A 21,280-nucleotide genomic window follows, 5' to 3' on the forward strand; every position below is an offset into this window, starting at 1 on the left:
CGCGCGGGGCGGGCGGGGGCGGGGCCGGGGCGCGCGGGCGGGGCCGGGGCGCGCGGGCACAGCGGGGCGGGCGGAAGGGTGGAGGCGATGGGATGCCGCGTCGGCATACGCGGGGTGCCGCGAGTGCGGTAGCTTTGTTACCGGCGAGTAGGATTCGAGCATCCACGCGTTGGGAGGCTGCTGTGCCCCGTCAAGTCCGCGAGATCGTCTTCGTCGACGGCGTCCGCACCCCGTTCGGCAAGGCCGGCGGGATGTACGCCGAGACCCGCGCCGACGATCTGGTGATCCGCTGCATCCGAGAGCTGATGCGCCGCCATCCGCAACTACCACCGGAACGGGTCGACGAGGTCGCCATCGCGGCCACCACCCAGACCGGTGACCAGGGCCTGACCCTCGGGCGCACCGCCGCCTTGCTGTCCGGGTTGCCCAAGACCGTCCCGGGCTACGCCGTCGACCGGATGTGCGCCGGCGCGATGACCGCGGTCACCAACATCGCCGGCGGCATCGCCATGGGCGCGTACGACGTGGCCATCGCCGGCGGCGTGGAACATATGGGCCACCACCCGATGGGCGACGGCGTGGACCCCAATCCGCGCATCCTGGCCGAGAAGCTGGTCGACCCGTCCGCGCTGGTGATGGGCTCCACCGCGGAGAATCTGCATGACCGCCTGCCGGGCATCACCAAGGAGCGCGCCGACGCGTTCGGTCTCGCTTCGCAGGAGAAGACCGCCAAGGCGTACGCGAACGGCAAGCTCCAGCCCGACCTGGTGCCGGTCGCGATCCGCAGCGCCGAGCAGGGCTGGGGGCTGGCCACCGTCGACGAGTCGCCGCGCGAGACGTCGATGGAGAAGCTCGCCACCCTGAAGACCCCGTTCCGCCCGCACGGCCGGGTCACCGCGGGCAACGCCGCCGGGCTCAACGACGGGGCCACCGCCGCGCTGCTCGCCGACGAGGGCACCGCCCGTGAGCTGGGCCTGCCGGTCGCCATGCGGCTGGTGTCGTACGGTTTCGCCGGGGTCGAGCCGGAGATCATGGGGTTCGGCCCGATCCCGTCCACCGAGAAGGCGCTGCGCCTGGCCGGTCTCACCATCGACGACATCGGCCTGTTCGAGCTCAACGAGGCGTTCGCGGTGCAGGTGCTGGCGTTCCTGGACCACTTCGGCATCGCCGATGACGACCCGCGGGTCAACCCGTGGGGCGGCGCCATCGCCGTCGGGCATCCGCTGGCTTCCTCCGGAGTACGGCTGATGACCCAGCTCGCGCGGCATTTCGCCGAGCACCCGGAGGTGCGGTACGGGCTGACCGCGATGTGCATCGGCATCGGCATGGGTGGCTCGGTGATCTGGGAGAACCCGACCTGGGAGGGGAACGACAAGTGACCACGCTGCCCGACTACCCGAACGAGGTCGTGACCCAGGCCCTGCTGCGCATGGTGCGCGTGCCCGGCCTGGACAAGCCGGCCGCCCTGATCACGTTGGACAACGGCTTCGATCACACGAAGCCGAACAGCTTCGGGCCGGGCGGCCTGCGCAGCCTGGATGACGCGATCACCCGCGCCATGGCCGCGGAGCCGGCGTTCATCGCGCTGACCGGTAAGCCGTACATCTTCTGCGTGGGCGCCGACATCACCGGCATGCCGTATCTCACCGAGCGGGACCAGGCCGTCGCCCTCGGCGAGCTGGGCCACGCGGTCTTCGCCCGGCTGCGGGACAGCACGGTGCCCACCTTCGCCTTCGTGAACGGTGCGGCGCTCGGCGGCGGCCTCGAGGTTGCCCTGCACTGCCACTACCGCACGGTGTCCGGCGGGGCCGCCGCCCTCGGCTTGCCCGAGGTCGCGATCGGCCTGGTGCCCGGGTGGGGCGGCAGCCAGCTCCTGCCGAACCTCATCGGCATCGCCGGCGCCGCCCAGGTCATCCTGCAGAACCCGCTGACGCAGAAGACGCTCAAGCCGGCGCAGGCCGCCGAGCTGGGCGTGGCCGACGTGCTGTTCGAGCCGGCCGACTTCCTGGAGCGCTCGCTGGAATGGGCCGCGAGCGTGGTTCGCGGCGAGGTCACGCCGCAGCGCCCGGAGGTCGACCGGGAGATGTGGGACGGGGTGATGTTCTTCGCCAAGCAGCAACTCGACGAGCGGCTGCACGGCGCGGTCCCGTCCGCCAACAAGGCGCTGGAGCTGCTCGCGTTGGCCAAGGAGGCCGACTTCGCCGACGGCACCGCAGCCGAGACGCAGGCCCTCGCCGACTTGATCATGGGAGACGAGTCCCGCGCCAGCCTGTACGCGTTCGACCTGGTGCAGCGCCGGGCCAAGCGGCCCGTCGGCGTGCCGGACAGGGAGCTGGCCCGCAAGGTCACCAAGGTCGGCGTGGTCGGCGCCGGGCTGATGGCCTCCCAGCTCGCGCTGCTGTTCGCGCGCCGCCTGCAGGTGCCGGTGGTGCTCACCGACCTGGACCAGGCCCGCGTCGACAAGGGCGTCGGCTATGTGCGCGGCGAGATCGACAAGATGGTCGGCAAGGGCCGGCTCGACGAGGGCACCGCCGCGAAGCTGCGCGGACTGGTCAGCGGCTCGGTGGACAAGTCGGTGTTCGCCGACGCCGACTTCGTGATCGAGGCGGTGTTCGAGAACCTCGACCTCAAGAAGCAGGTCTGGGCGGAGATCGAGAAGATCGTGACGCCGGAGGCGGTGCTCGCCACCAACACCTCGTCGCTGTCGGTGAGCGCCATGGCCGCCGATCTGGAGCATCCGGAGCGGGTGGTCGGCTTCCACTTCTTCAACCCGGTCGCGGTGCTGCCGCTGCTGGAGATCATCAAGGGCGAGCGCACCGACGACTACACGCTGGCCACCGCCTTCGCGGTCGGCAAGGAGCTGCGGAAGTCGTGCGTGCTGGTCAAGGACGCCCCGGCGTTCGTGGTCAACCGGCTGCTCACCCGGTTCACCAGCGAGGTCTTCGCCGCCATCGACGCCGGCACTCCGCTGTCCACGGTGGACACCGCCCTGGACCCGCTCGGGTTGCCGATGCGCCCACTCGCACTGCTGCAACTGGTCGGGCCCGCGGTGGCTTACCACGTCGGCGAAACCCTGCACACCGCCTTCCCGGACCGGTTCGCGGACAGCCCCAACCTGAAGAAGATCGTCGACGCCGGCCTGCCGCTGATGGTGGACGACGAGATCAACCCCGAGGTGGCCGAGCTGGTCGAGGGCGGCTCGGCGCCGCTGTCCGCCGAGGACGTACGCGGTAAGGCCCTGGACGCGCTGGCCGAGGAGGTCGCGCTGATGCTCGACGACGGCGTGGTCGCGGAGCCGCAGGACATCGACCTGTGCATGCTGCTCGGCGCCGGGTGGCCGTTCCACCTCGGCGGTGTCACGCCGTACCTGGACCGCAGCGGTACCGCCGAACGCGTCGCCGGTCACCGGTTCCTCGCCCCGGGCGTGGCCTCGGTCCCGCGTTCCTGACCGCCCTCGCGCACGCCGGCGGAGGAGACTTCTTCCGTCGGCGTGACGCATCTTTCCCCGTACGGGCACGCGCGGCACCGCCCCGGCCGGTTAGGCTCCGCGACCGGACACACGATCGATGGAGCCACCTCATGTCGCAGCCGCCGCACCCGGGGCAGCCCCAGCCCGAGCCGCACCAGCCCCATCCCCAGCCGCACCAGGGCCAGCCGCACCAGGGCCAGCCGCACCAGGGCCAGCCGAGCCCGGGCCAGCCGAGCCCGGACGGTGCCGGCTGGGCTCCCCCGCCGCCACCGCATCCGTACGCCCAGCCCGGATATGGGCAGCCCGGCTATGACCAGCCCGGCTATGACCAGCCCGGCTATGACCAGCCCGGCTATGACCAGCCCGGATATGGGCAGCCCGGATATGGGCAGTCCGGATATCCGGCACCCGGCCAGCCCGCCCCGCGGAAGTCCAAGGCGCTGCCCATCGTGCTCGTGACGCTGGCGATCGTGGTGCTGCTGTGCGTCGGCGGCGGCGTCACCGCCTTCCTGGTCATCCGCGACCGTGCCGACGACATCGTCGACGCCGCCCGCGAGACACCCACCACCGCTCCCGCCGGTGACCCGCTGGGAACCACCGTGCCGACCCCCTCGGTCAGCCCCACGCCCACCACGACGATCACCGTGTCCGTGCCCAAGACGCTGGGCGGCCGCAAGAAGCTGACCGGCGGCCAGTTCGGCGGCGCGATCGACTTGATGAAGACGGCCGTGGACGTCGTGCCGGGCGCGACCAACACCGTCGGCGCGATGTACGGCAACGTCGGCAAGCGCGACCTGGTGGCCGTGGTCGCCGCGGAGGCGCCCATCGACGACCCCGCCGCCGAGGTGGAGAGCTCGTTCGTCAGCGCGGGACTGGGCAGCACCGACATCAAGGGCATCGTCGACATCGACCCCGGCGAACTGGGCGGCGCCGCCAAGTGCGGACGCGCCGAGGAGCAGTCGGTCAGCATGGTGCTCTGCAACTGGGCCGACGAAGGCAGCATCGGCTGGACGATCTTCTACTTCAAGTCGATCAAGTCCGCCAAGGCCGAGTTTCCTAAGGTGCGAGGCCAGATCGAAAAGAAGTCAAGCTGACACGCCGCGCCCTAAGATCACATAGTCGCATCCGTCCCGACACGAACGGGTAGCGGTTCTCCCCCGGACGACGGTTACGACATATCGAACCTTCAGGATGGTCGCCGGGTCCGGCTCGGCCGGCCCCGGCCCGGCCGGGTCAAGACCCGGACGGACCGACGGTGACCTGTCGATCGGTTGAGGAGTGTCCGGTGGTTCTCCCGCAGTTGCGTCGCGTTCGCTGGGCCGTGCGAGCGACCCTGCTCCTCGGGGTCGCGGCCTCGGTGATCGCGAACATCCTGCACGCCCGGGACAACCCGATCAGCCAGGCCATCGCCGCGTGGCCGCCGCTCGCCCTCCTGCTGACCGTCGAGCTCATCTCCCGCGTACCGGTGCATCGCCGGTCCTTGGCTGCCACGCGGGTGGTGGCCACCGCCACCATCGCCGGGATCGCCGCCTGGGTGTCGTACTGGCACATGGCCGGTGTGGCGGCACGGTACGGCGAAACGGGCGCGTCGCCGTACCTGCTGCCCCTCTCCGTGGACGGCCTGATCGTGGTGGCCAGCATCTGTCTGGTCGAGCTGAGCGGGCGCATCACGGCGCTGCAACCCGCGGACGCGACCCGGCCCGCGACGGCAGCGGCGCTCACCCGGGCCGTGACGGGCACCGCGTCGGCAGCGAGTTCCGCCCCAGACGCACCCTCGGTCGCGCCGGACCTCATCCCGGTGCCGGCCCGCAACGGCACCCGCCGGCAGGGCGGGACACCGAATGCGCCACGGCCGCGGCAAGTCGGCGCGACACGCACCGCGCCGGGTGCCCGCGCTCGTCGTTCACCGGCGGAGACCATCGCCGAAGCCGCGCGCATCAAGCACGACCGCCCCGGCATCACCGACGCCGAGATGGCTTCCGCGCTCGGCATCAGCGTGTCCCGCTGGCGAACGGTACGCCGCGAAACCGGCGCCGGCGACGAACTGCGCCTGGCCGCATAAACCCGCCCACGCCCGCCGATCGTGAACTGAGGGCGCCCGTGGCCTCACCGGCCCGGCACACGCCTATGCCGGTGTCGCCCGTGCGTCGCTCGCCGGCGATGACGCCGTCTCCGGGTTCTTCGCTCGCGGCACCGTCGCCGAACCCGCCAGCACCGGCGTGGTGTGTGCGCCCGGGAGCGAGACCGTCACCTCAAGCCCTCCGCCCGGCTGCGCCACCGCGGACACCGTCCCGCCGTGTGCGTCGCACACCGCGCGCACGATCGACAGGCCCAGGCCGGAACCGCGGGCGCCGGTTCGTTCCCAGCCGCCCCGGCGGAACGGTTCGAACAGCCCCGGCACGTCCGACGGCTCGACCTCGTATCCGGTGTTTCCCACGATCAGCCGCGCATGCCCGTCGACGGTGCAGGTGCGCAGCCACAGCCGGCCCATGAGGTGGTTGTACCGGATCGCGTTCTCGATCAGGTTGCCCGCCAAGCGGTCCAGCAGGCTGGGGTCGCCCACCACCGGGGCGGGTTGCAGATCCGTGGTCACGTCCAGCTTCATCCGGTCCGCCTCGCCGCGCACCGCGGACAGCGCGGTGGACACGCCGGTCGCCAGGTCGGCGTCCGTCTTGCGGACCAGCCGGCGTCCGGACTGGGCTTCGCTGCGCGCCAGCACCAGCAGCGCGTCCACCAGGCCGTTCGCTCGTTCCGAGGCGCTGCGGACCACCTTGGCCATGCGGCGGTATTCGTCCACGTCCGCCTCGTCGTCGCTGAGTGTCACGTCGATTTCGGTGCGCATCACCGCCAGCGGGGTGCGCAGCTCGTGCGAGGCGTTCGCCACGAACCGCTTCTGCGATTCGAACGCGGCGGTCAGCCGGTCCAGCATCGCATCGAACGTACGCGCCAGCTCCGCCACCTCGTCGTCCGCGCCCGCGTACCGGATGCGCTGGTCGAGCGTCTCCTGGCCGAGCCGGCGCGCGGTCGCCGTGACGTGGTGCAGGGGGCGCAGCGCCCGGCCGGCCACCGCGTACGCCCCGGCGATGCCGATCAGGCCGATCGCGAACAGCGCCAGCAGTCCCTTGATCAGCAGTTCCTGCGAGGCGCGGTCGACCAGCCGGGTCTCCCACTCCTGGGCGTTCTGCCGGGTGCCGTCGGACAAGACCACCTCGGAGCCGGCCTGCAGCGCATCGGCCGGGTGCATCGCGTCTCCCACCAGCCACCAGGCCAGCAACACCAGCACCGCGCCCGCGCCGACCAGCAGGATGCCGTTCAGCAGGGTGAGCCGCAGGCGCAGGGTGGGCCGCAGGTGCACGCGGTCCCGGCTGCGGCCCAGATAGACGGTCACTGCGGGCCGCCGGGGGTGACCACCACGGGTTCCGGCACGCGATATCCGGCACCGACCACGGTCTCGATCAGCGGCGGGTCGCCCACCTTCTTCCGCAGCGTCATGACCGTCACCCGTACGGTCGTGGTGAACGGGTCGGTGTTCGCGTCCCACACCCGTTCCAGCAGCTCCTCGCTGGACACCACGCCGCCGCGCGCCTTGAGCAGCTCCTCCAGCACGCCGAACTCCTTGTTGGTGAGCTCGATCGGGGCGCCCCCGCGGGTCACCACCCGGCGCGTCTGGTCCAGCACCAGGTCACCGACCGACAGCACCGGCGGGGCGGCCGGGGTGGCCCGCCGGCCCAGCGCCTGCACCCGCGCCACCAGCTCGTCGAAGGCGAACGGCTTGGCCAGATAGTCGTCGGCGCCGAGCTGCAGGCCCTCGACCCGGTCGGCGACCGTGCCGCTGGCGGTGAGCATCAGCACCCGGGTCAGGGCACCCGACTCCACCAGCGCGGCGCAGATCTCGTCGCCGTGCATGCCGGGCAGGTCACGGTCCAGCACGACCACGTCGTACCGGGTCACATAGGCCATCTCGTGCCCGCTCGGGCCGTCGTAGGCGACGTCCACCGCCATGCCCTTGCGACGCAGTCCCCGCGCGATCGCATCGCAGAGATTGCGCTCGTCCTCCACCACCAGCACACGCACGCTGACCCTCCTTGCGCCCGGATGCAGCCTCGCCGACGCCGTGTGAAGAGGCCGTGAATACGAGGCTACTTGAGGGGCCAGATGCCGATCGAGGCGTCCATCCGGCGGCACACGAGCACGTCCCGGGTCGTCTGGCAGTCGCCGGAGACGTCGCGGGCCGCGCCGATCAGCCGCACGGTCATGCTGTCCAGGTCGATCCGGCCGTACCACGCCACCGGGCCGTTCGATTCCTCGCGCAGCCCGATCCGGTCTCCCCCGGACGCGACGGAGTTGACCACGGTCCACTTGTCGAACGTGCCGAGCACCCGGCCGGTCGCCGGGTCCAGGATGCCCGGCCCGGCGGCGTCCACCGGACCGCTGCCTCCGTAGACGGGGTAGGCCAGCAGGTTGTCGCCCACCTGGCCGGTGGCCGACCAGCGGTACGAGCGCCACAGCTTCCGCCCGGTCGCCGCGTCGACCGCGGTGGTGCCGCCGGACCGGTGGATCACGCAGATGATCGCCGCGCAGCTCGGGTTGACCCAGCTTCCGGTCAGGTCCAGCGAGGTGCGCCAGAGCCGGGTCAGGTCGCCGGTCCGGTACGCCATCGTGCCACCGGGCACGCCGACCAGGATGCTGTCGCCGGCCTGCCACAGCGGGCCCACCGGGGTCGGCACCGTGGTGGCGGCGATCGTCGCGCCGGTGCGGGAGCTGCGCACCGTCAACCGGCCGTCCGGCTCGACGGCGGTGATGAGGGCGGTGCGGCCGGTCTCCCCGGTTTCCGGGTCCGCGAGGGCGGCGGTGACGTCCACCCGTCCCGGCACGCGGACCGACCAGCGCCGGCGCCCGGTGGCCAGGTCGACGCCCTGATACACCTCGCCCGGCCCGGCGTCCTCCGTCTGGAGCAGGAGCAGCGAGTCCGGCACCGAGATGCCGATCACCGACGCGGACCGCCGCCACAGCGCCCGGTCACCACCGGCGGTCAACGCGACGGTCACCGTCGAGTCGGCCGATTCGGACCGGTACGACACGATCAGCGTGGCACCGGCCGCGGCGGCGAAGTAGATCTGCCCGGTCACCGCCACCGTGGTCCGCGACTCCAGCCGGCCCGACGGCAACGCGTACGCGCTGACCAGGTCGGTCTCCACCGCCGCCGTCCGCGCCGGATCCTCCCGGCTCACCACGAAGAGCCGGTCCGAGGTGACGAACATGGTGTCGCCCAGCCGGGCCGGGATGGCCGTCGGTCCGGGCGGGGGCACCCGGTGCGCCCCGCCGGTCAGCGTCGCCAGCATCGCGACGGCCAGCAGGGCGAGCACGGCGCGCCGGGGCACCGGCCGGGCGGTCGGCGACGGTGCCGGGCCGCGTGCCTCACCAAGATCGATCAGCACGTCGCCCATGGGGCCATTGTGCGCGTCGCGCGGCGCAACGCCGCGGGCTCACACGCGATACGACCAGACCTGAATCCCGGCCGGCGACAGGCATGCGATGTGGCGTGTCCCGGCGCGGCAGGCCACCATGCGGGCGTCCGCGTACCCGAGCGGCTGCACCGCGACCGCGCCCGGCAGCACCGCGCCGAAGACCGTGCCGTGCGATCGGACGTTCCTGGTCACGATCAGCGGCCCGGGTTCCGGCACGTCCAGGTAGGCGTCCCAGGCATGCAGGTCGGTCCGGGTACGGCCGGTGTCCGCGTCGACCGTGCGCAGCGGCCGGACGTTCGACTCACCGGCCTCCAGCAGCGTGTCCGGGTCCAGTGCCAGCAGGCTCCGCCCGCCGTTCGGCCGCCAGCGCACCGTTCCGGTCGCCGGATTCAGCACCGCCGGTCCCGGCCCGTCGTTTGCGCACAGCACGCCCGAGCAGTTCGCCGCGCTGCCCGGCACGGGTATGTCCGGGCGCTGCCACAGCCGGCGCAACGTGGCGGTGTCGTACCCGGTGACCCTCCCACCGTCGCCGTACGCGCCGGAGTACACGCGCAGCACGTCCCCGACGATGTCCGAACTCAGCCCGGCCGCGCCGCGCAGCTCGTCCAGCTCGCGACGGCGCAGCACCGCACCGGTCGCCGCGTCACGCAACACCAGCCGGGTCGCGGTGAGCACCAGGACCGAGCCGGGCGCCGCGTCGGGCTGCGAGACGCCCACCGAACCGGGCTCGGCGGTGCGCCAGAGCCGTCGGCCGGTGGCCAGGTCGACGCCGGTGAGCACGGTGCGTTCGGGCGGTTCCCGGTGCGCCACGCCGGACGGCGAGAAGTAGAGCATGCCGGGATCCCCCGAGGAGGTGTCGTAGACGCTGCCCGGCCGGTACACCTGTTCCTGCACCACGCCGAGCCGTCCGCCGGGCACCGGGTCCACCGGGACGGCCGAGCGCCACCGCACGGCCCCGGTGTCGCGGTCCAGCACCAGCGTGTACGGGTCGAAGCTGACCAGCAGCACACCGCCCGACTCGCGCAGGGAGCCGGGACCGGGCATCAGCACGAGGCCCGGCGACGGCGCGGGTTCCGGCGGGGTCAGCGTCACGCTCCACAGCCGCCGCACCGGGTCCAGCGACCAGGCCGTGGTGACATGCCGGTGTCCTTCACCGGCGATGGTGTAGAGGCGGTCACCGACGATCTGATAGTCGGCGTCGCTGCGGTCGCCGAGCGGAATCACCGGCAACCGGTGCCAGAGCACCGACCCGGTCGGCGCCGCCCCGCCCAGTGCCAGCACCAGGAGCGTCGCCAGCAGCAGCCCGACGTCGCGGTGCCGGCGGACCGGCGGCGTCGTCCCGGCGCCCGCCCGCGGAACGGGGCGGTCGAGCTCGATGAGGGCGGCTTCGTCGGTCATGGTGATCGGCAAGGATACGACGGGATCGGGTGCGCGGGATACGGCGGAACCGGCGTCCGCCGACATCAATGAAACTGCCGGTACGCCCACACGCGCAGCTCGCCGCCGCCGGATCGGCAGATCAGCCGGCCCGCAGCGGCCTGGCAGTCGCCGGCGCCCGGGGGCAGCTCGGACAGCGGCTGCGGCCAGGAGTTCCCCGGAGCGGCGACCGCCAGCAGCGTAGCGGCGCCGGCGTCCACCACCCGGGTGACCAGCAGATGATCACCGGTCGCCGGGCCGCCCACGAGACGCCAGCCGGCCAGGTCGACCAGCAGCCGCCCGGTGCGCGGGTCGACCACCCCGATCGGATCGGTGGGCATGGTCGGCGCGGAGTAGGCGATCAGCAGGTCGCCGCGCTGCTCGACGTCGCGCCACCCGCTGCGGTGCCAGCGCTGCACACCGGTGGCCGGGTCGAGGGCGCGTACCCCCGCGGGACCGGCGAGGCAGGCGAGGTTCCCGCAGGCCCGGATCTCGTACGCGTCCCAGGCCGGGCGCCGCCACCGCGGTTGCAGAGTCTGCGGGTCGTACGCGGAGACTTCCGGCCCGTCCGCGCCCGGGTGCCGCAGCAGGAGCATCCCCCCGACGACCACCGGGTTGTCCCCGCCGTAGTTGGCCGGCGGCAGCGGACCGGTCGCCAGCATCCTGCCGGTGGCGAGGTCGTGCACCGCGGCCGTGCGGTTGTCGTGGACCAGCAGCATGCGGGGCGGGGTGTCGCCGTGACCGGGCGCCGCGAGCAGCACCGCCGTGGACGGCACGTCGACGCGCCAGAGCACCGCGCCGGTGCGCGGGTCGAGCGATTCGACCGGTCCCTGCACCCGCCGGGCCGGGCCGGAGCTGCGCACGTTCGAGGTGGCCAGCAGCACGTCGGTGCCGGACACCGACACCACGCGGCCGGCATGCCGCCAGCGCGCCGCCCCGGTGCGCAGCGACAACGCGGTCGTCCGCGGCTGCCCGTAGCTGCTGCTCCACGGACGCACCAGCACCAGGTCGGCGCCGGTGCGCAGCCGGTACGTCGCCGCGGTGTCCGTGGTGCTCCAGCGCAGCCGGCCGTCGGCCAGGTCGTACGACTGGAGGGTGCCGAGCGTCTGTGCGAGCAGTTGCGCCGAGTCGGTGACCGCGTAGGCGTCCGCCGGGCCGACCGGCACGCTGAACACCGGCTCCAGCGGCGGGGCCGGTGGGGCCGCGGATCCGCCCGCGCAGACCAGCACCAGCAGCGCCACCATCGCCGGCGGGAACCAGGGCGACGTGGTGGGCCGGGTGGGCCGTGAATAGGTCTCGGGTTCTCCGCGGTCCACTCCGAGATCGATGATCACCGTCGCGCCGCTGATGGTGTCCGGGGCCATGCTTCAAAAGTAACGTTCCGATAACGAATCGCCTCGTGAAGCGCCGTGTCCGGATTTCACACTGTGCTGCGTGACTCCGCGGGGCTCTCCTCCAGGCCGGACACGTGCTCGGTGACGTCACGTGCCACGTCCTGGGCGGTGAGACCCACCGCGGCCAGGACCTGCGCCCGCGTGCCGTGCGGATGGAAGCCGGCCGGCACCCCGAAGTCACGCACCGGCACCGAGACGTCCGCATCCCGCAGCCGCGCGGCCACCGCGTCGCCGACGCCGCCCGTCCGCACGCCGTCCTCCAGGGTCACCACCAGGCGATGCGAGCGAGCCAAGGCGGCGATCTCCACCGGTACCGGGCGCACCCACCGCGGGTCCACCACGGTCACCCCGTACCCGTGCTCGGCGATCCGCTCGGCCACCTCCATGCCGAGCGCGGCGAACGCGCCGACGGCCACCAGCAGCACGTCGTGACGGTCGTCGGTGCGCAGCACGTCGACCGGGCCGACGCGGCGCAGCGCGGGCAGGTCCGCGGCGACCGAGCCGGTCGGGAAGCGCACGACGGTGGGACCGTCGTCGATCCCGACCGCCTCGCGCAGCTCCTCGCGCAACGTGGCGGCGTCCCGCGGCGCCGCGATCCGCAGGCCGGGGACCACGCCGAACACGCTCATGTCCCAGATGCCGTAGTGACTCGGCCCGTCCGGACCGGTCACGCCGGCCCGGTCCAGCACGAAGGTGACCGGCAGATGGTGCATCGCCACGTCCAGCAGCACCTGGTCGAACGCCCGGTTGAGGAAGGTGGCGTAGACGGCCACCACCGGGTGCAGGCCACCCATCGCCAGGCCGGCTGCCGAGGTCGCCGCATGCTGCTCGGCGATGCCCACGTCGTACGCCCGATCGGGGTACTTCTTGGCGAGCGCCGCGATGCCGGTGGGCTCGGCCATCGCCGCGGTGATGCCCACCACGTCGGGACGCTCGTCGGCCAGGGCGACCAGTTCCTCGGCGAACACGTGGGTCCACTTCACCGACGGCGCCGCCAGCAGCTTGCCGGTCTCCACGTCGAAGGCGCTGCTCGGGCCGTGCAGGCAGTCCGCCTCATCGTCCTCGGCCGGCCGGTAGCCGTACCCCTTGCGGGTCACCACGTGCACGATCACCGGCGCGTGGAAGCCCTTCGCCCGGCGCAACGCCGACTCGACGGCCTGCTCGTCGTGCCCGTCCACCGGGCCCACGTATTTCAGGCCGAGGTCCTCGAACATCGGCTGAGGACTCACCGCGTCCTTTATTCCGCGCTTGACCGCATGCAGCACCTCGTAGACCGGCTTGCCCACCATCGGCGTCGAACCGAGGGCGTCCTTCACCAGGTCGAGCACCTTTTCGTAGCCCGGGTTCAGACGCAGCGTCGACAGGTGATCGGCCAGCCCGCCGATCGTCGGCGCGTACGACCGGCCGTTGTCGTTCACCACGATGACCAGCCGGTTCTTCGCCGCGGCGATGTTGTTCAGCGCCTCCCAGCACATGCCGCCGGTGAGCGCGCCGTCGCCCACCACGGCCACCACGTGCCGGTCCTCGCCGCGCAGCGCGAAGGCCTTCGACAGCCCGTCCGCGTACGACAGGGCGGTCGAGGCGTGGGAGTTCTCGATGAGATCGTGCTCGCTCTCCGCCCGGCTCGGATAGCCGGACAGCCCGCCCTGACGGCGCAGCAGGTCGAAGCCGTCCTGCCGACCGGTCACCATCTTGTGCACGTACGCCTGGTGGCCGGTGTCGAAGAGCAGCCGGTCCTGCGGCGAGTCGAACACCCGGTGCAGCGCCAGGGTCAGCTCGACCACGCCCAGGTTCGGGCCCAGATGGCCGCCCGTGCGGCTGACCTTCGCCACCAGGAAGTCGCGAATCTCGGCCGCCAGCACCGTCAACTGCTCCTGGCTCAGGCGCTTGACGTCGTCCGGCGAGGTGATCCCGGCGAGCAGGCCGGCGGGGGCGGGGAGGGCTTCGCTCATGAGGGACGAGTCTAACCAGCGGCCGCTCGCGCGCATCCGCTCTCGCCGTCCGTGCGCCCGGCCCGGCACAACGATGCCGCCGAGGTGATGACTCAGATCACTTCACGCGGTAGAAACAAGTCATGAGCGTCGATGACGGCCGCCGTACGCGCCGGGACCGCAGCCACATCCTCTACGTGTCGGTCCTGGTCGCGATGGCCCTCGGCATCATGGTCGGGTTCCTGTTCCCCGGGTTCGGCGAGAGCCTGCGCCCGCTGGGCACCGGGTTCGTGGACCTGATCCGCATGATGATCGCCCCGGTCATCTTCTGCACCATCGTGATCGGCGTCGGGTCGATCCGGCACGCGGCCACCGTGGGCAAGGTGGGCGGCCTGGCCCTCGGCTACTTCCTGATCATGTCCACCGTGGCCCTCGCCATCGGCCTGGTGGTGGGCAACATCCTGCAGCCCGGCGCCGGGCTGCACCTCAGCGACGAGCTGGCCGCCACCGGCACGGCCCAGGTCGGCGAGGAGGCGACGGGCACCGTCGACTTCATCCTCGGCATCATCCCGGACACCTTGTTCTCCGCCCTGACCGGCGATCAGGTGTTGCAGACCCTGCTGGTGGCGCTGCTGGTCGGCTTCGCGATCCAGGCGCTCGGCTCGAACGGGCAGCCGGCCATCCGGGCGGTCATCGTCCTGCAACGTCTGGTCTTCAAGATCCTCTTTATGATCATGTGGCTGGCCCCGATCGGCGCGTTCGGGGCGATGGCCGCGGTCGTCGGCGCCACCGGGCTCGACGCGCTGAAGAGCCTGGCCACCATCATGGTCGGCTTCTGGACCACCTGCCTGATCTTCGTGCTGATCGTGCTGGGTCTGCTGCTCCGCCTGGTCGCCGGGATATCGATCTTCAAGTTGCTGCGCTACCTGGCGCGCGAGTTCCTGCTGATCCTGTCCACGTCGTCCTCGGAGTCGGCGCTGCCCCGCTTGATCGCCAAGATGGGGCACCTCGGCGTCAGCCGGCCGGTCGTCGGCGTGGTGGTGCCCACCGGCTACTCGTTCAACCTCGACGGCACGGCCATCTACCTCACCATGGCCTCACTGTTCGTCGCCGACGCGATGGACAATCCGCTCTCCGTGGGGCAGCAGATCTCCCTCCTGCTGTTCATGATCGTGGCGTCCAAGGGCGCGGCCGGCGTCACCGGCGCCGGGCTCGCCACGCTGGCCGGCGGCCTGCAGAGTCACCGACCCGATCTGGTCCCCGGCGTGGGCCTGATCGTCGGCATCGACCGGCTCATGTCCGAGGCGCGCGCGCTCACCAACTTCGCCGGCAACGCCGTGGCCACGGTGCTGGTCGGCGCCTGGACCAACGAGCTCGACCGCGAGCAGGCCCGGCTGGTGCTGGCCGGCCAGGCGCCGTTCGACGAACGCACGCTCAGTGACGACCCGCACAGCGAGACCCACCACGAGCCGGGCCTCGCCCAGCCCAGCGCGACGACGGACGACGCCGCCACAGAGCGTCCTGGCGCGACGCTCGGCGCCGCCACGCATCCGGAACCGGACGGCACCGAGACCACCCACCAGCGTCCGGTCCCATGACAGCGCGTCAGCGGGTCGGGTCGGTGCCGTCCGGGGTCAGCAGCGCCACGCACTCCACGTGCTGGGTCATCGGGAAACAGTCGAAGGCCCGCAAGGCCGCCAGGCGGAAGCCGGCGGCCCGGAACGTGGCGATGTCGCGCGCCAGCGCGGCCGGGTCGCACGCCACGTAGGCCACCGCCCGCGGCCCCGCCCGGGCGATGGTGCGGACCACCGTCGCGCCCGCACCCGAGCGCGGGGGATCCAGCACCACCAGATCGACCGGGCCGGTGAGCCGGCGCCGGGTCAGCGCGGCCTGCACGGTGGCCGCGACCACCTCCAAGCCGCGCAGGTCGGCCAGATTATTTCGTGCGGCCGCGACTCCGGCCGGCGCGGACTCGACCACCACGGCACGCCCGCCGGTGCGGCCGGCCACGGCCGCCGCGAACAGGCCCGCGCCGCCGTACAGGTCCCACACCGACTCCCCCTGCGCCGGCCGCAGCATGTCCAGGACGACCTCGCAGAGCACGTCCGGCGCCGACGGATGCACCTGCCAGAACGCCTCCGTGGGCAGGTGCCACTCGCGCCCCGCGGCCGACTCGCGCACCTGCGCCGGGCCATGCCGCACGACGCCCCGCGGGCCGGGCGCATCCCGCGCGTCGTCGCCCGCGTCACCGCCCGCGTCACGGGTCGACACGCTCACCTCGCCGTCGGCGGACGTCACCACCTCGATCGCCGACTCGGTCGGCCACGACCGCGCCAGCAGATCCAGCGACTGCACCCGGGGGTGTGCGATGAGGCAGCGATCCACCGGCACGACCTGGTGCGAACGATGCTGGAGCAGGCCGGCCCGCCCGGCCGCGTCCACCGCGTACCGCACCCGGGTCCGCCAGCCCAGTGAACCGCCGGGGAGCTCCTCGACCCGTACGCCGAGGGCCTCGACCTCGTCCTCGGTCAGGCGGGCGAGCCGGGTCAGTTGCTCGCGCACCACGGCCGCCTTCCACTCCCGCTGCGCCCGCGGGGCGACATGCTGCAGGTCGCACCCGCCGCAGCCACCCGGATGCGCGTACCGGCAGGGCGGGGTGACCCGGTCGGCGGACGGCGAGTGGATCTCGACGGCGTCTCCCCGCAGATGTCCGCGGTGCCGCTCGGTGATCTCGACGGTGACCCGTTCGCCGGGCAGCGCGTGCCGGACGAACACCACCCATCCGTGGTCGCCGCCGATCCGGGCGACGCAGTGCCCGCCGTGCGCGACCGCTCCCACGGTGACCGTTACCCGATCGCCCTCCACCAGGTCCGGTGCGACGTCGTCGGTCATCGCTGCTCCGCGCCCTGCGAGACGGTCTCCCCGGACTCCCCCCGCGACCGTGGACCGCGGGCCGGCGCGCGGCTCAGGCCCCGGTCGAAACGGTCCAGGTCCTTGTCCTGGCTGGAACGCAACTGCCAGGGCACGCTGGTGACCATCACCCCGGGCTCGAACAGCAACCGGCCCTTGATCCGCAGCGCGCTCTGGTTGTGCAGCAGGTTCTCCCACCAGCGGCCGACCACGTATTCGGGGACGAACACCGTCACCACGTCCCGGGGCGACCCGCGGCGCACGCTCTTGACGAAGTCGATGATCGGACGGCTGATCTCCCGGTACGGCGAGTCGACCACGGTCAGCGGCACCGGCACCTGGCGGCGTTCCCATTCCTCCTGGATCGCCCGGGTGTCCTTGTCGTCCACATTGACCGTCACCGCGGTCAGCGTGTCCGGGCGGGTGGCCTGCGCGTACGCGATCGCCCGCAGCGTCGGCAGGTGCACCTTGCTGACCAGCACCACGGCGTGGTTGCGCGACGGCAGGATGGGGCGCTCCTCGGTGGGCTGCAACTCCCGCGCCACCCGTACGTAGTGCTTCTTGATGGCCAGCATGAGGGTGTAGATGACCACCATCGCCACCAGCGCGATCCACGCGCCGAGCAGGAACTTGGTCACCAGCACGACGATCAGCACCGCACCGGTGAGCACCATGCCGAAGGAGTTGATCGCCCGCGAGCGCAGCATCCGGCGACGGCGGTCCGCGTCGCGCTGGGTGCTCAGCAGCCGGTTCCAGTGCCGGATCATGCCCGCCTGCGACAGCGTGAACGACACGAACACGCCCACGATGTAGAGCTGGATGAGCCGGGTCACCTCGGCCTCGAACGCCACGATCAGCACCATCGCGGTGACCGCCAGGAAGATGATGCCGTTGGAGAAGGCCAGCCGATCACCGCGGGTGTGCAGTTGCCGGGGCAGGTACCGGTCCTGGGCGAGGATCGAGCCGAGCACCGGGAAGCCGTTGAAGGCGGTGTTGGCCGCCAGGAACAGGATCAGCGCGGTCACCGCGCCCACCAGGTAGAGCAGCACCGACCCGGCCCCGAAGACGGTCTCGCCGAGCTGCGCGGTGACCGTCTTCTGCACGTAGTTCTGCGGGCCGGAGATGATCTGGCTGGGGTCTTCGACGTACTGCAGATGGGTGGCCCGGGACAGCACGATGATGCCGACAAGCATCATGATGGCGATGCCGCCGAGCATCAGCAGGGTGGTGGCTGCGTTGCGGCTCTTGGGCGCCTTGAAGGCGGGCACGCCGTTGGAGATGGCCTCCACGCCGGTCAGCGCCGCGCAGCCCGAGGAGAACGTCCGCAACAGCAGGAACACGAACGCGAAGCTGGTGAGATGTTCCTCCTCGGCGTGGATGACCAGCCCGGCGCTGGGCGCGCGCAGGTCCTGGCCGAGCACGAACACCCGGATCAGGCCGGTCACGATCATTCCGACGATCACCACGATGAACGCGTACGTGGGAATGGCGAACGCGGTGCCGGACTCGCGCAGGCCGCGCAGGTTGAGCGCGGTCAGCAGGGCCACCGCGGCGAGCGCGATGCCCACCTTGTGCTCGTCGACGAACGGGATGACCGAACCGAGGTTGGACACGCCGGCGCTGACCGACACCGCGACGGTCAGGATGTAGTCCACCAGCAGCGCGCTGGCCACCGCGAGGCCGAACCGCGGCCCCAGGTTCACCGTGGCGACCTCGTAGTCGCCGCCCCCGGACGGGTAGGCGTGCACGTTCTGCCGGTAGCTGGCCACCACGGTGACCATCACCACCGCCACCGCCAGGGTCACCCAGGGGGAGTAAAGGTACGCCCCGGCGCCCGCGATGGACAGCGTCAGCAGGATCTCGTCCGGCGCGTACGCCACGCTCGACAGCGCATCGCTGGCGAAGACGGGCAGCGCGATCCGCTTCGGCAACAGCGTGTGCTGTAACCGGTCGGACCGGAACGGCCGGCCGACCAGCAGCCGTTTGACGAGTGAGGTCGAACTTGCCACAAGCGAAGAGTACGGCCGTCGTTCGCGCGCCGTATGCCGCCCCGGGCAGCGTGCGCTGACGTCACATGGCACGCTTGCGCAGGAGAGATGTACGCAGGAAGGCGCGATACTTTGCACGTGGTGATCATGGGTTGCGGGCGGCTGGGTTCGACCCTGGCCGGCAGCCTCGAGTCGCGGGGCCACTCGGTGGCGGTGATCGATCAGAACGCGGACGCGTTCCGGCGGCTCGGCGCGGAGTTCGCCGGCATCACGGTGACCGGCATCGGCTTCGACCGCGACGTGCTCCGGGCCGCCGGCGTCGAGCGTGCCGACGCCTTCGCGGCCGTGTCCAGCGGCGACAATTCCAACATCATTTCGGCCCGGCTGGCCCGCGAGACGTACGGGGTGCCCCGCGTCGTGGCCCGCATCTACGACGCGCGCCGGGCGCTGGTCTACGAGCGCCTCGGCATCCCGACCGTGGCCACCATCCGGTGGGCCGCCGACCGGATGGTGCGGCATCTGGTGCCGGAGGGCACGGTCGAGGTGTTCCGCGACCCGACCAGCGCGGTCTCGATCGTGGAGGCTCCGCTGCACCGTGACTGGGTGGGGCACACCATCGGGTCGCTGGAGGAGGCCATCGGCGCCCGGATTGCCTACCTGATGCGCTTCGGCATCGGTTCGCTGGCCGTGCCGTCCACCGTGCTGCAGGACGGCGATCAGGTGTTCGTGCTGGTCACCGACGAGACCGTGGGATCGGTGCTCGAAGTGGCGGCGGCCGGCGTACAGGGAGGGCACTGACCATGCGGATCGCCATCGCCGGAGCCGGCAACGTCGGCCGTTCGATCGCGCAGGAGCTGATCGGCAACGGCCACCAGGTCATGCTCATCGAGCGCCAGCCGCGCCAGCTACGCCCGGAGCGAGTGCCGGAGGCGGAATGGGTGCTGGCCGACGCGTGCGAGGTCAGCAGCCTGGAGGAGGCCGACGTCGCGGGTTGTGACGTGGTGGTCGCGGCCACCGGCGACGACAAGGCGAACCTGGTCGTGTCGTTGCTGGCCAAGACCGAGTTCGCGGTGAACCGCGTGGTGGCCCGGGTGAACCGGGCGGAGAACGAGTGGCTGTTCACCGAGCAGTGGGGCGTCGACGTGGCGGTCAGCAAGCCCCGCCTGATGGCCGCCCTGGTCGAGGAGGCGGTGACCGTCGGCGATCTGGTGCGGCTGATGACGTTCCGACAGGGTGAGGCCAATCTTGTCGAGATCACCCTGCCGGGTGACGCACCCTATGTCGGCGCCCCGGTGCGCAGCGTCCCGATGCCGCGCGACGCCGCTCTGGTCGCCATCCTGCGCGGCAAGCGGGTCGTGGTGCCCACACCGGACGATCCGCTGGAGGCGGGCGACGAGCTGATCTTCGTCTGCACCACGGATGTGGAGGATCAGGTCCGCGCCGTCGTGCTGGGCAGCGACCGGGTGCGCGAACTGGGCTGACCGCCGAAGGGGCCGGCCGGCACGCCCGCCTCGTGGCGCTATCGCCGCGGTGCGGGCACCGGCTCGGCCTCGTCGCCCTCCGGGACACGCTGCACCCGGCGCACCGCCCACACGGTGAGCGCCAGCATCGCGGCGTACATCGGCCAGCTCACCAGGATCCGCACCACGCCGATCAGGTCGCCCTGGTCCGCCAGGTAGAGCAGACCCTGGCTGCCGCCCCGGAACACGAGCGAACCCGCCCAGGCCAGCGTCAGCCACTGGAACGTGCGGTGCAGGGCCGGCTTGTCCAGCCAGTCGTGCCGGCCCTGGTTGACCATCACCGCCCAGATGTACCCGATGATCGGCTTGCGGAAGAACACCGACACCACCAGCACCACGGCCTGCCCCAGGGTGAGCAGGATGCCGGGCAGGTAGAAGTCCCGCGCGTCACCCGAGCGGTAGGCCAGGTAGGCGCCCAGCGCGATGCCGACCACGCCGTTCACCGCGTGCCGCACCGATTCCCGGCGCAGCAGCCGGAAGGCGCCGATCAGCACCGCCGTGCCGACCGACCCGGCGATCGCGATGTAGAGCCCGTTGGGCCGCGGCAGGTCCAGCATCGACCCGCCGAGGATGAAGTTGAGCAGCACGAACGCCAGTACCGGCACGCTCGACTCAAGGAGCCCGCGCATCCCGCCGAGCTGCTGGGCGATCTGCTCGGACATGGTCGGATAGGTCTCGGCCTCGGGCTCGGCGTGGCCGAGCTCCATCTCCTCGGCCAGTTCCCCGGCGACCCGGTCGGGCAGGCCCTCCTCGGGTGTGCCGCGGCCGGGCTCATGGCCGGATGTCACCGGGGCGCCTCCAGCTCGTAGTACGGGTTGTAGATCACTTTGCGATCGTCTCGGATGGCGATCCGGCCCTTCGCGGTGAGCTGCCGTCCCGGCTCGATGCCGACGATGGACCGGCGGCCCAGGAAGACCAGCGTCACCACGTCACTGCCGTCGTAGAGTTCGGCCTCCAGCGTCGGCAGGTTGGTCCGTGGAGTGTACGCGACGGTGCGCAGCCGCCCGGAGACCGAGACGACCTGTCCCCGGCGGCACTGGCCGGCCGGCATGGCGCCGCACTTGGCGCTCTCCTGTTGCAGATGACGCGCGTCGAGTTCCGCCTCGGAGGCGGTCAGCCGTTCGAAGAAGCGCCGCAGTCCGGTGCCGCGATGCTCCCCGGTGCGCTCGTCGGTGGCCATGGCC

At 71.9% G+C, this 21,280-nt stretch carries 17 protein-coding genes; 7 read left to right on the top strand and 10 right to left on the bottom strand.

Annotated elements, in window-relative coordinates:
* The first annotated feature begins 182 nt into the window (after positions 1-182).
* The 4 genes from IEY73_RS27870 (at position 183) to IEY73_RS33835 (ending at position 5,531) form a co-directional block, all read left to right on the top strand.
* Positions 183-1,379, top strand: coding sequence for a thiolase family protein (locus tag IEY73_RS27870; RefSeq protein ID WP_189082306.1), 1,197 nt, complete (start codon positions 183-185; stop codon positions 1,377-1,379).
* 50 nt (positions 1,380-1,429) lie between these two features.
* Positions 1,430-3,448 carry a 3-hydroxyacyl-CoA dehydrogenase NAD-binding domain-containing protein gene (locus IEY73_RS27875; RefSeq protein ID WP_189082342.1) on the top strand — a complete coding sequence of 673 codons (2,019 nt, stop codon included), beginning with the start codon at positions 1,430-1,432 and terminating at the stop codon, positions 3,446-3,448.
* Between the two features lie 131 nt (positions 3,449-3,579).
* Entirely contained in the window at positions 3,580-4,563 is a 984-nt protein-coding gene (locus IEY73_RS27880) for a hypothetical protein (RefSeq protein WP_189082307.1), read from the top strand.
* Positions 4,564-4,754: 191 nt separating this feature from the next.
* Positions 4,755-5,531 (top strand): DUF2637 domain-containing protein, encoded by a 777-nt coding sequence (locus tag IEY73_RS33835; RefSeq protein WP_229716220.1) that lies wholly within the window; start codon positions 4,755-4,757, stop codon positions 5,529-5,531.
* Positions 5,532-5,594: 63 nt separating this feature from the next.
* On the opposite strand, the gene IEY73_RS27890 is transcribed toward IEY73_RS33835, so the two are convergent.
* The 6 genes from IEY73_RS27890 to dxs all read right to left on the bottom strand — a co-directional run bounded on the left by IEY73_RS27890 (position 5,595) and on the right by dxs (position 13,699).
* The gene (locus IEY73_RS27890) at positions 5,595-6,857 is read right to left on the bottom strand and encodes a sensor histidine kinase (protein ID WP_189082308.1); all 1,263 of its coding nucleotides are present in this window, start codon (positions 6,855-6,857) and stop codon (positions 5,595-5,597) included.
* A complete protein-coding gene (locus tag IEY73_RS27895; RefSeq protein WP_189082309.1) occupies positions 6,854-7,543 on the bottom strand; it encodes a response regulator transcription factor in 690 nt (229 codons plus the stop codon). Before IEY73_RS27895 ends, IEY73_RS27890 begins: the two co-directional genes overlap by 4 nt.
* A gap of 65 nt (positions 7,544-7,608) precedes the next feature.
* Positions 7,609-8,916, bottom strand: coding sequence for an outer membrane protein assembly factor BamB family protein (locus IEY73_RS27900; protein WP_189082310.1), 1,308 nt, complete (start codon positions 8,914-8,916; stop codon positions 7,609-7,611).
* 39 nt (positions 8,917-8,955) lie between these two features.
* Positions 8,956-10,335, bottom strand: coding sequence for an outer membrane protein assembly factor BamB family protein (locus tag IEY73_RS27905; protein ID WP_189082311.1), 1,380 nt, complete (start codon positions 10,333-10,335; stop codon positions 8,956-8,958).
* 65 nt (positions 10,336-10,400) lie between these two features.
* Positions 10,401-11,717 carry an outer membrane protein assembly factor BamB family protein gene (locus tag IEY73_RS27910; protein ID WP_189082312.1) on the bottom strand — a complete coding sequence of 439 codons (1,317 nt, stop codon included), beginning with the start codon at positions 11,715-11,717 and terminating at the stop codon, positions 10,401-10,403.
* 56 nt (positions 11,718-11,773) lie between these two features.
* A complete protein-coding gene (dxs, locus tag IEY73_RS27915) occupies positions 11,774-13,699 on the bottom strand; it encodes a 1-deoxy-D-xylulose-5-phosphate synthase (protein WP_189082313.1) in 1,926 nt (641 codons plus the stop codon).
* A 122-nt stretch (positions 13,700-13,821) separates the two neighbouring features.
* On the opposite strand from dxs, the gene IEY73_RS27920 reads away from it, so the two are divergent.
* Positions 13,822-15,276: a cation:dicarboxylate symporter family transporter gene (locus tag IEY73_RS27920; protein WP_189082314.1), complete on the top strand. Its 1,455-nt coding sequence runs from the start codon at positions 13,822-13,824 to the stop codon at positions 15,274-15,276.
* Between the two features lie 7 nt (positions 15,277-15,283).
* Here IEY73_RS27920 and IEY73_RS27925 read toward each other — a convergent pair whose 3' ends face one another.
* Both IEY73_RS27925 and IEY73_RS27930 read right to left on the bottom strand, forming a co-directional pair.
* The gene (locus IEY73_RS27925; RefSeq protein WP_189082315.1) at positions 15,284-16,570 is read right to left on the bottom strand and encodes a class I SAM-dependent RNA methyltransferase; all 1,287 of its coding nucleotides are present in this window, start codon (positions 16,568-16,570) and stop codon (positions 15,284-15,286) included.
* Complete coding sequence (locus IEY73_RS27930) at positions 16,567-18,597, bottom strand: APC family permease (RefSeq protein ID WP_189082316.1); 2,031 nt, start codon at positions 18,595-18,597, stop codon at positions 16,567-16,569. The genes IEY73_RS27925 and IEY73_RS27930 overlap by 4 nt, the downstream gene beginning before the upstream one ends.
* Before the next feature lie 111 nt (positions 18,598-18,708).
* On the opposite strand from IEY73_RS27930, the gene IEY73_RS27935 reads away from it, so the two are divergent.
* Together IEY73_RS27935 and IEY73_RS27940 are read left to right on the top strand one after the other, a co-directional pair.
* Positions 18,709-19,374, top strand: a complete 666-nt coding sequence (locus IEY73_RS27935; protein WP_189082317.1) for a potassium channel family protein — start codon at positions 18,709-18,711, stop codon at positions 19,372-19,374.
* On the top strand, positions 19,371-20,057 hold the full coding sequence (locus IEY73_RS27940) for a potassium channel family protein (RefSeq protein ID WP_189082343.1): 687 nt from the start codon (positions 19,371-19,373) through the stop codon (positions 20,055-20,057). Before IEY73_RS27935 ends, IEY73_RS27940 begins: the two co-directional genes overlap by 4 nt.
* Positions 20,058-20,095: 38 nt before the next feature.
* Here the strand turns inward: IEY73_RS27940 and IEY73_RS27945 are convergent, their stop codons facing one another.
* Both IEY73_RS27945 and IEY73_RS27950 read right to left on the bottom strand, forming a co-directional pair.
* Positions 20,096-20,884: a DUF3159 domain-containing protein gene (locus IEY73_RS27945; RefSeq protein ID WP_229716221.1), complete on the bottom strand. Its 789-nt coding sequence runs from the start codon at positions 20,882-20,884 to the stop codon at positions 20,096-20,098.
* Positions 20,881-21,276, bottom strand: coding sequence for an OB-fold nucleic acid binding domain-containing protein (locus IEY73_RS27950; RefSeq protein WP_189082318.1), 396 nt, complete (start codon positions 21,274-21,276; stop codon positions 20,881-20,883). The genes IEY73_RS27945 and IEY73_RS27950 overlap by 4 nt, the downstream gene beginning before the upstream one ends.
* Positions 21,277-21,280 lie beyond the last annotated feature (4 nt).

It is taken from the genome of Mangrovihabitans endophyticus, from assembly GCF_014646155.1.
GTDB classification, from domain to species: domain Bacteria; phylum Actinomycetota; class Actinomycetes; order Mycobacteriales; family Micromonosporaceae; genus Actinoplanes; species Actinoplanes endophyticus.

Excerpts from the sequence above, each read along its gene's own strand:
- IEY73_RS27920 (WP_189082314.1), top strand. The coding sequence starts at position 13,822 with ATGAGCGTCGATGACGGCCGCCGTACGCGCCGGGACCGCAGCCACATC.
- dxs (WP_189082313.1), bottom strand. The coding sequence starts at position 13,699 with ATGAGCGAAGCCCTCCCCGCCCCCGCCGGCCTGCTCGCCGGGATCACC.
- IEY73_RS27880 (WP_189082307.1), top strand. The coding sequence starts at position 3,580 with ATGTCGCAGCCGCCGCACCCGGGGCAGCCCCAGCCCGAGCCGCACCAG.
- IEY73_RS27900 (WP_189082310.1), bottom strand. The coding sequence starts at position 8,916 with ATGGGCGACGTGCTGATCGATCTTGGTGAGGCACGCGGCCCGGCACCG.
- IEY73_RS27950 (WP_189082318.1), bottom strand. The coding sequence starts at position 21,276 with ATGGCCACCGACGAGCGCACCGGGGAGCATCGCGGCACCGGACTGCGG.
- IEY73_RS27910 (WP_189082312.1), bottom strand. The coding sequence starts at position 11,717 with ATGGCCCCGGACACCATCAGCGGCGCGACGGTGATCATCGATCTCGGA.
- IEY73_RS27875 (WP_189082342.1), top strand. The coding sequence starts at position 1,430 with ATGGTGCGCGTGCCCGGCCTGGACAAGCCGGCCGCCCTGATCACGTTG.
- IEY73_RS27905 (WP_189082311.1), bottom strand. The coding sequence starts at position 10,335 with ATGACCGACGAAGCCGCCCTCATCGAGCTCGACCGCCCCGTTCCGCGG.
- IEY73_RS27925 (WP_189082315.1), bottom strand. The coding sequence starts at position 16,570 with ATGACCGACGACGTCGCACCGGACCTGGTGGAGGGCGATCGGGTAACG.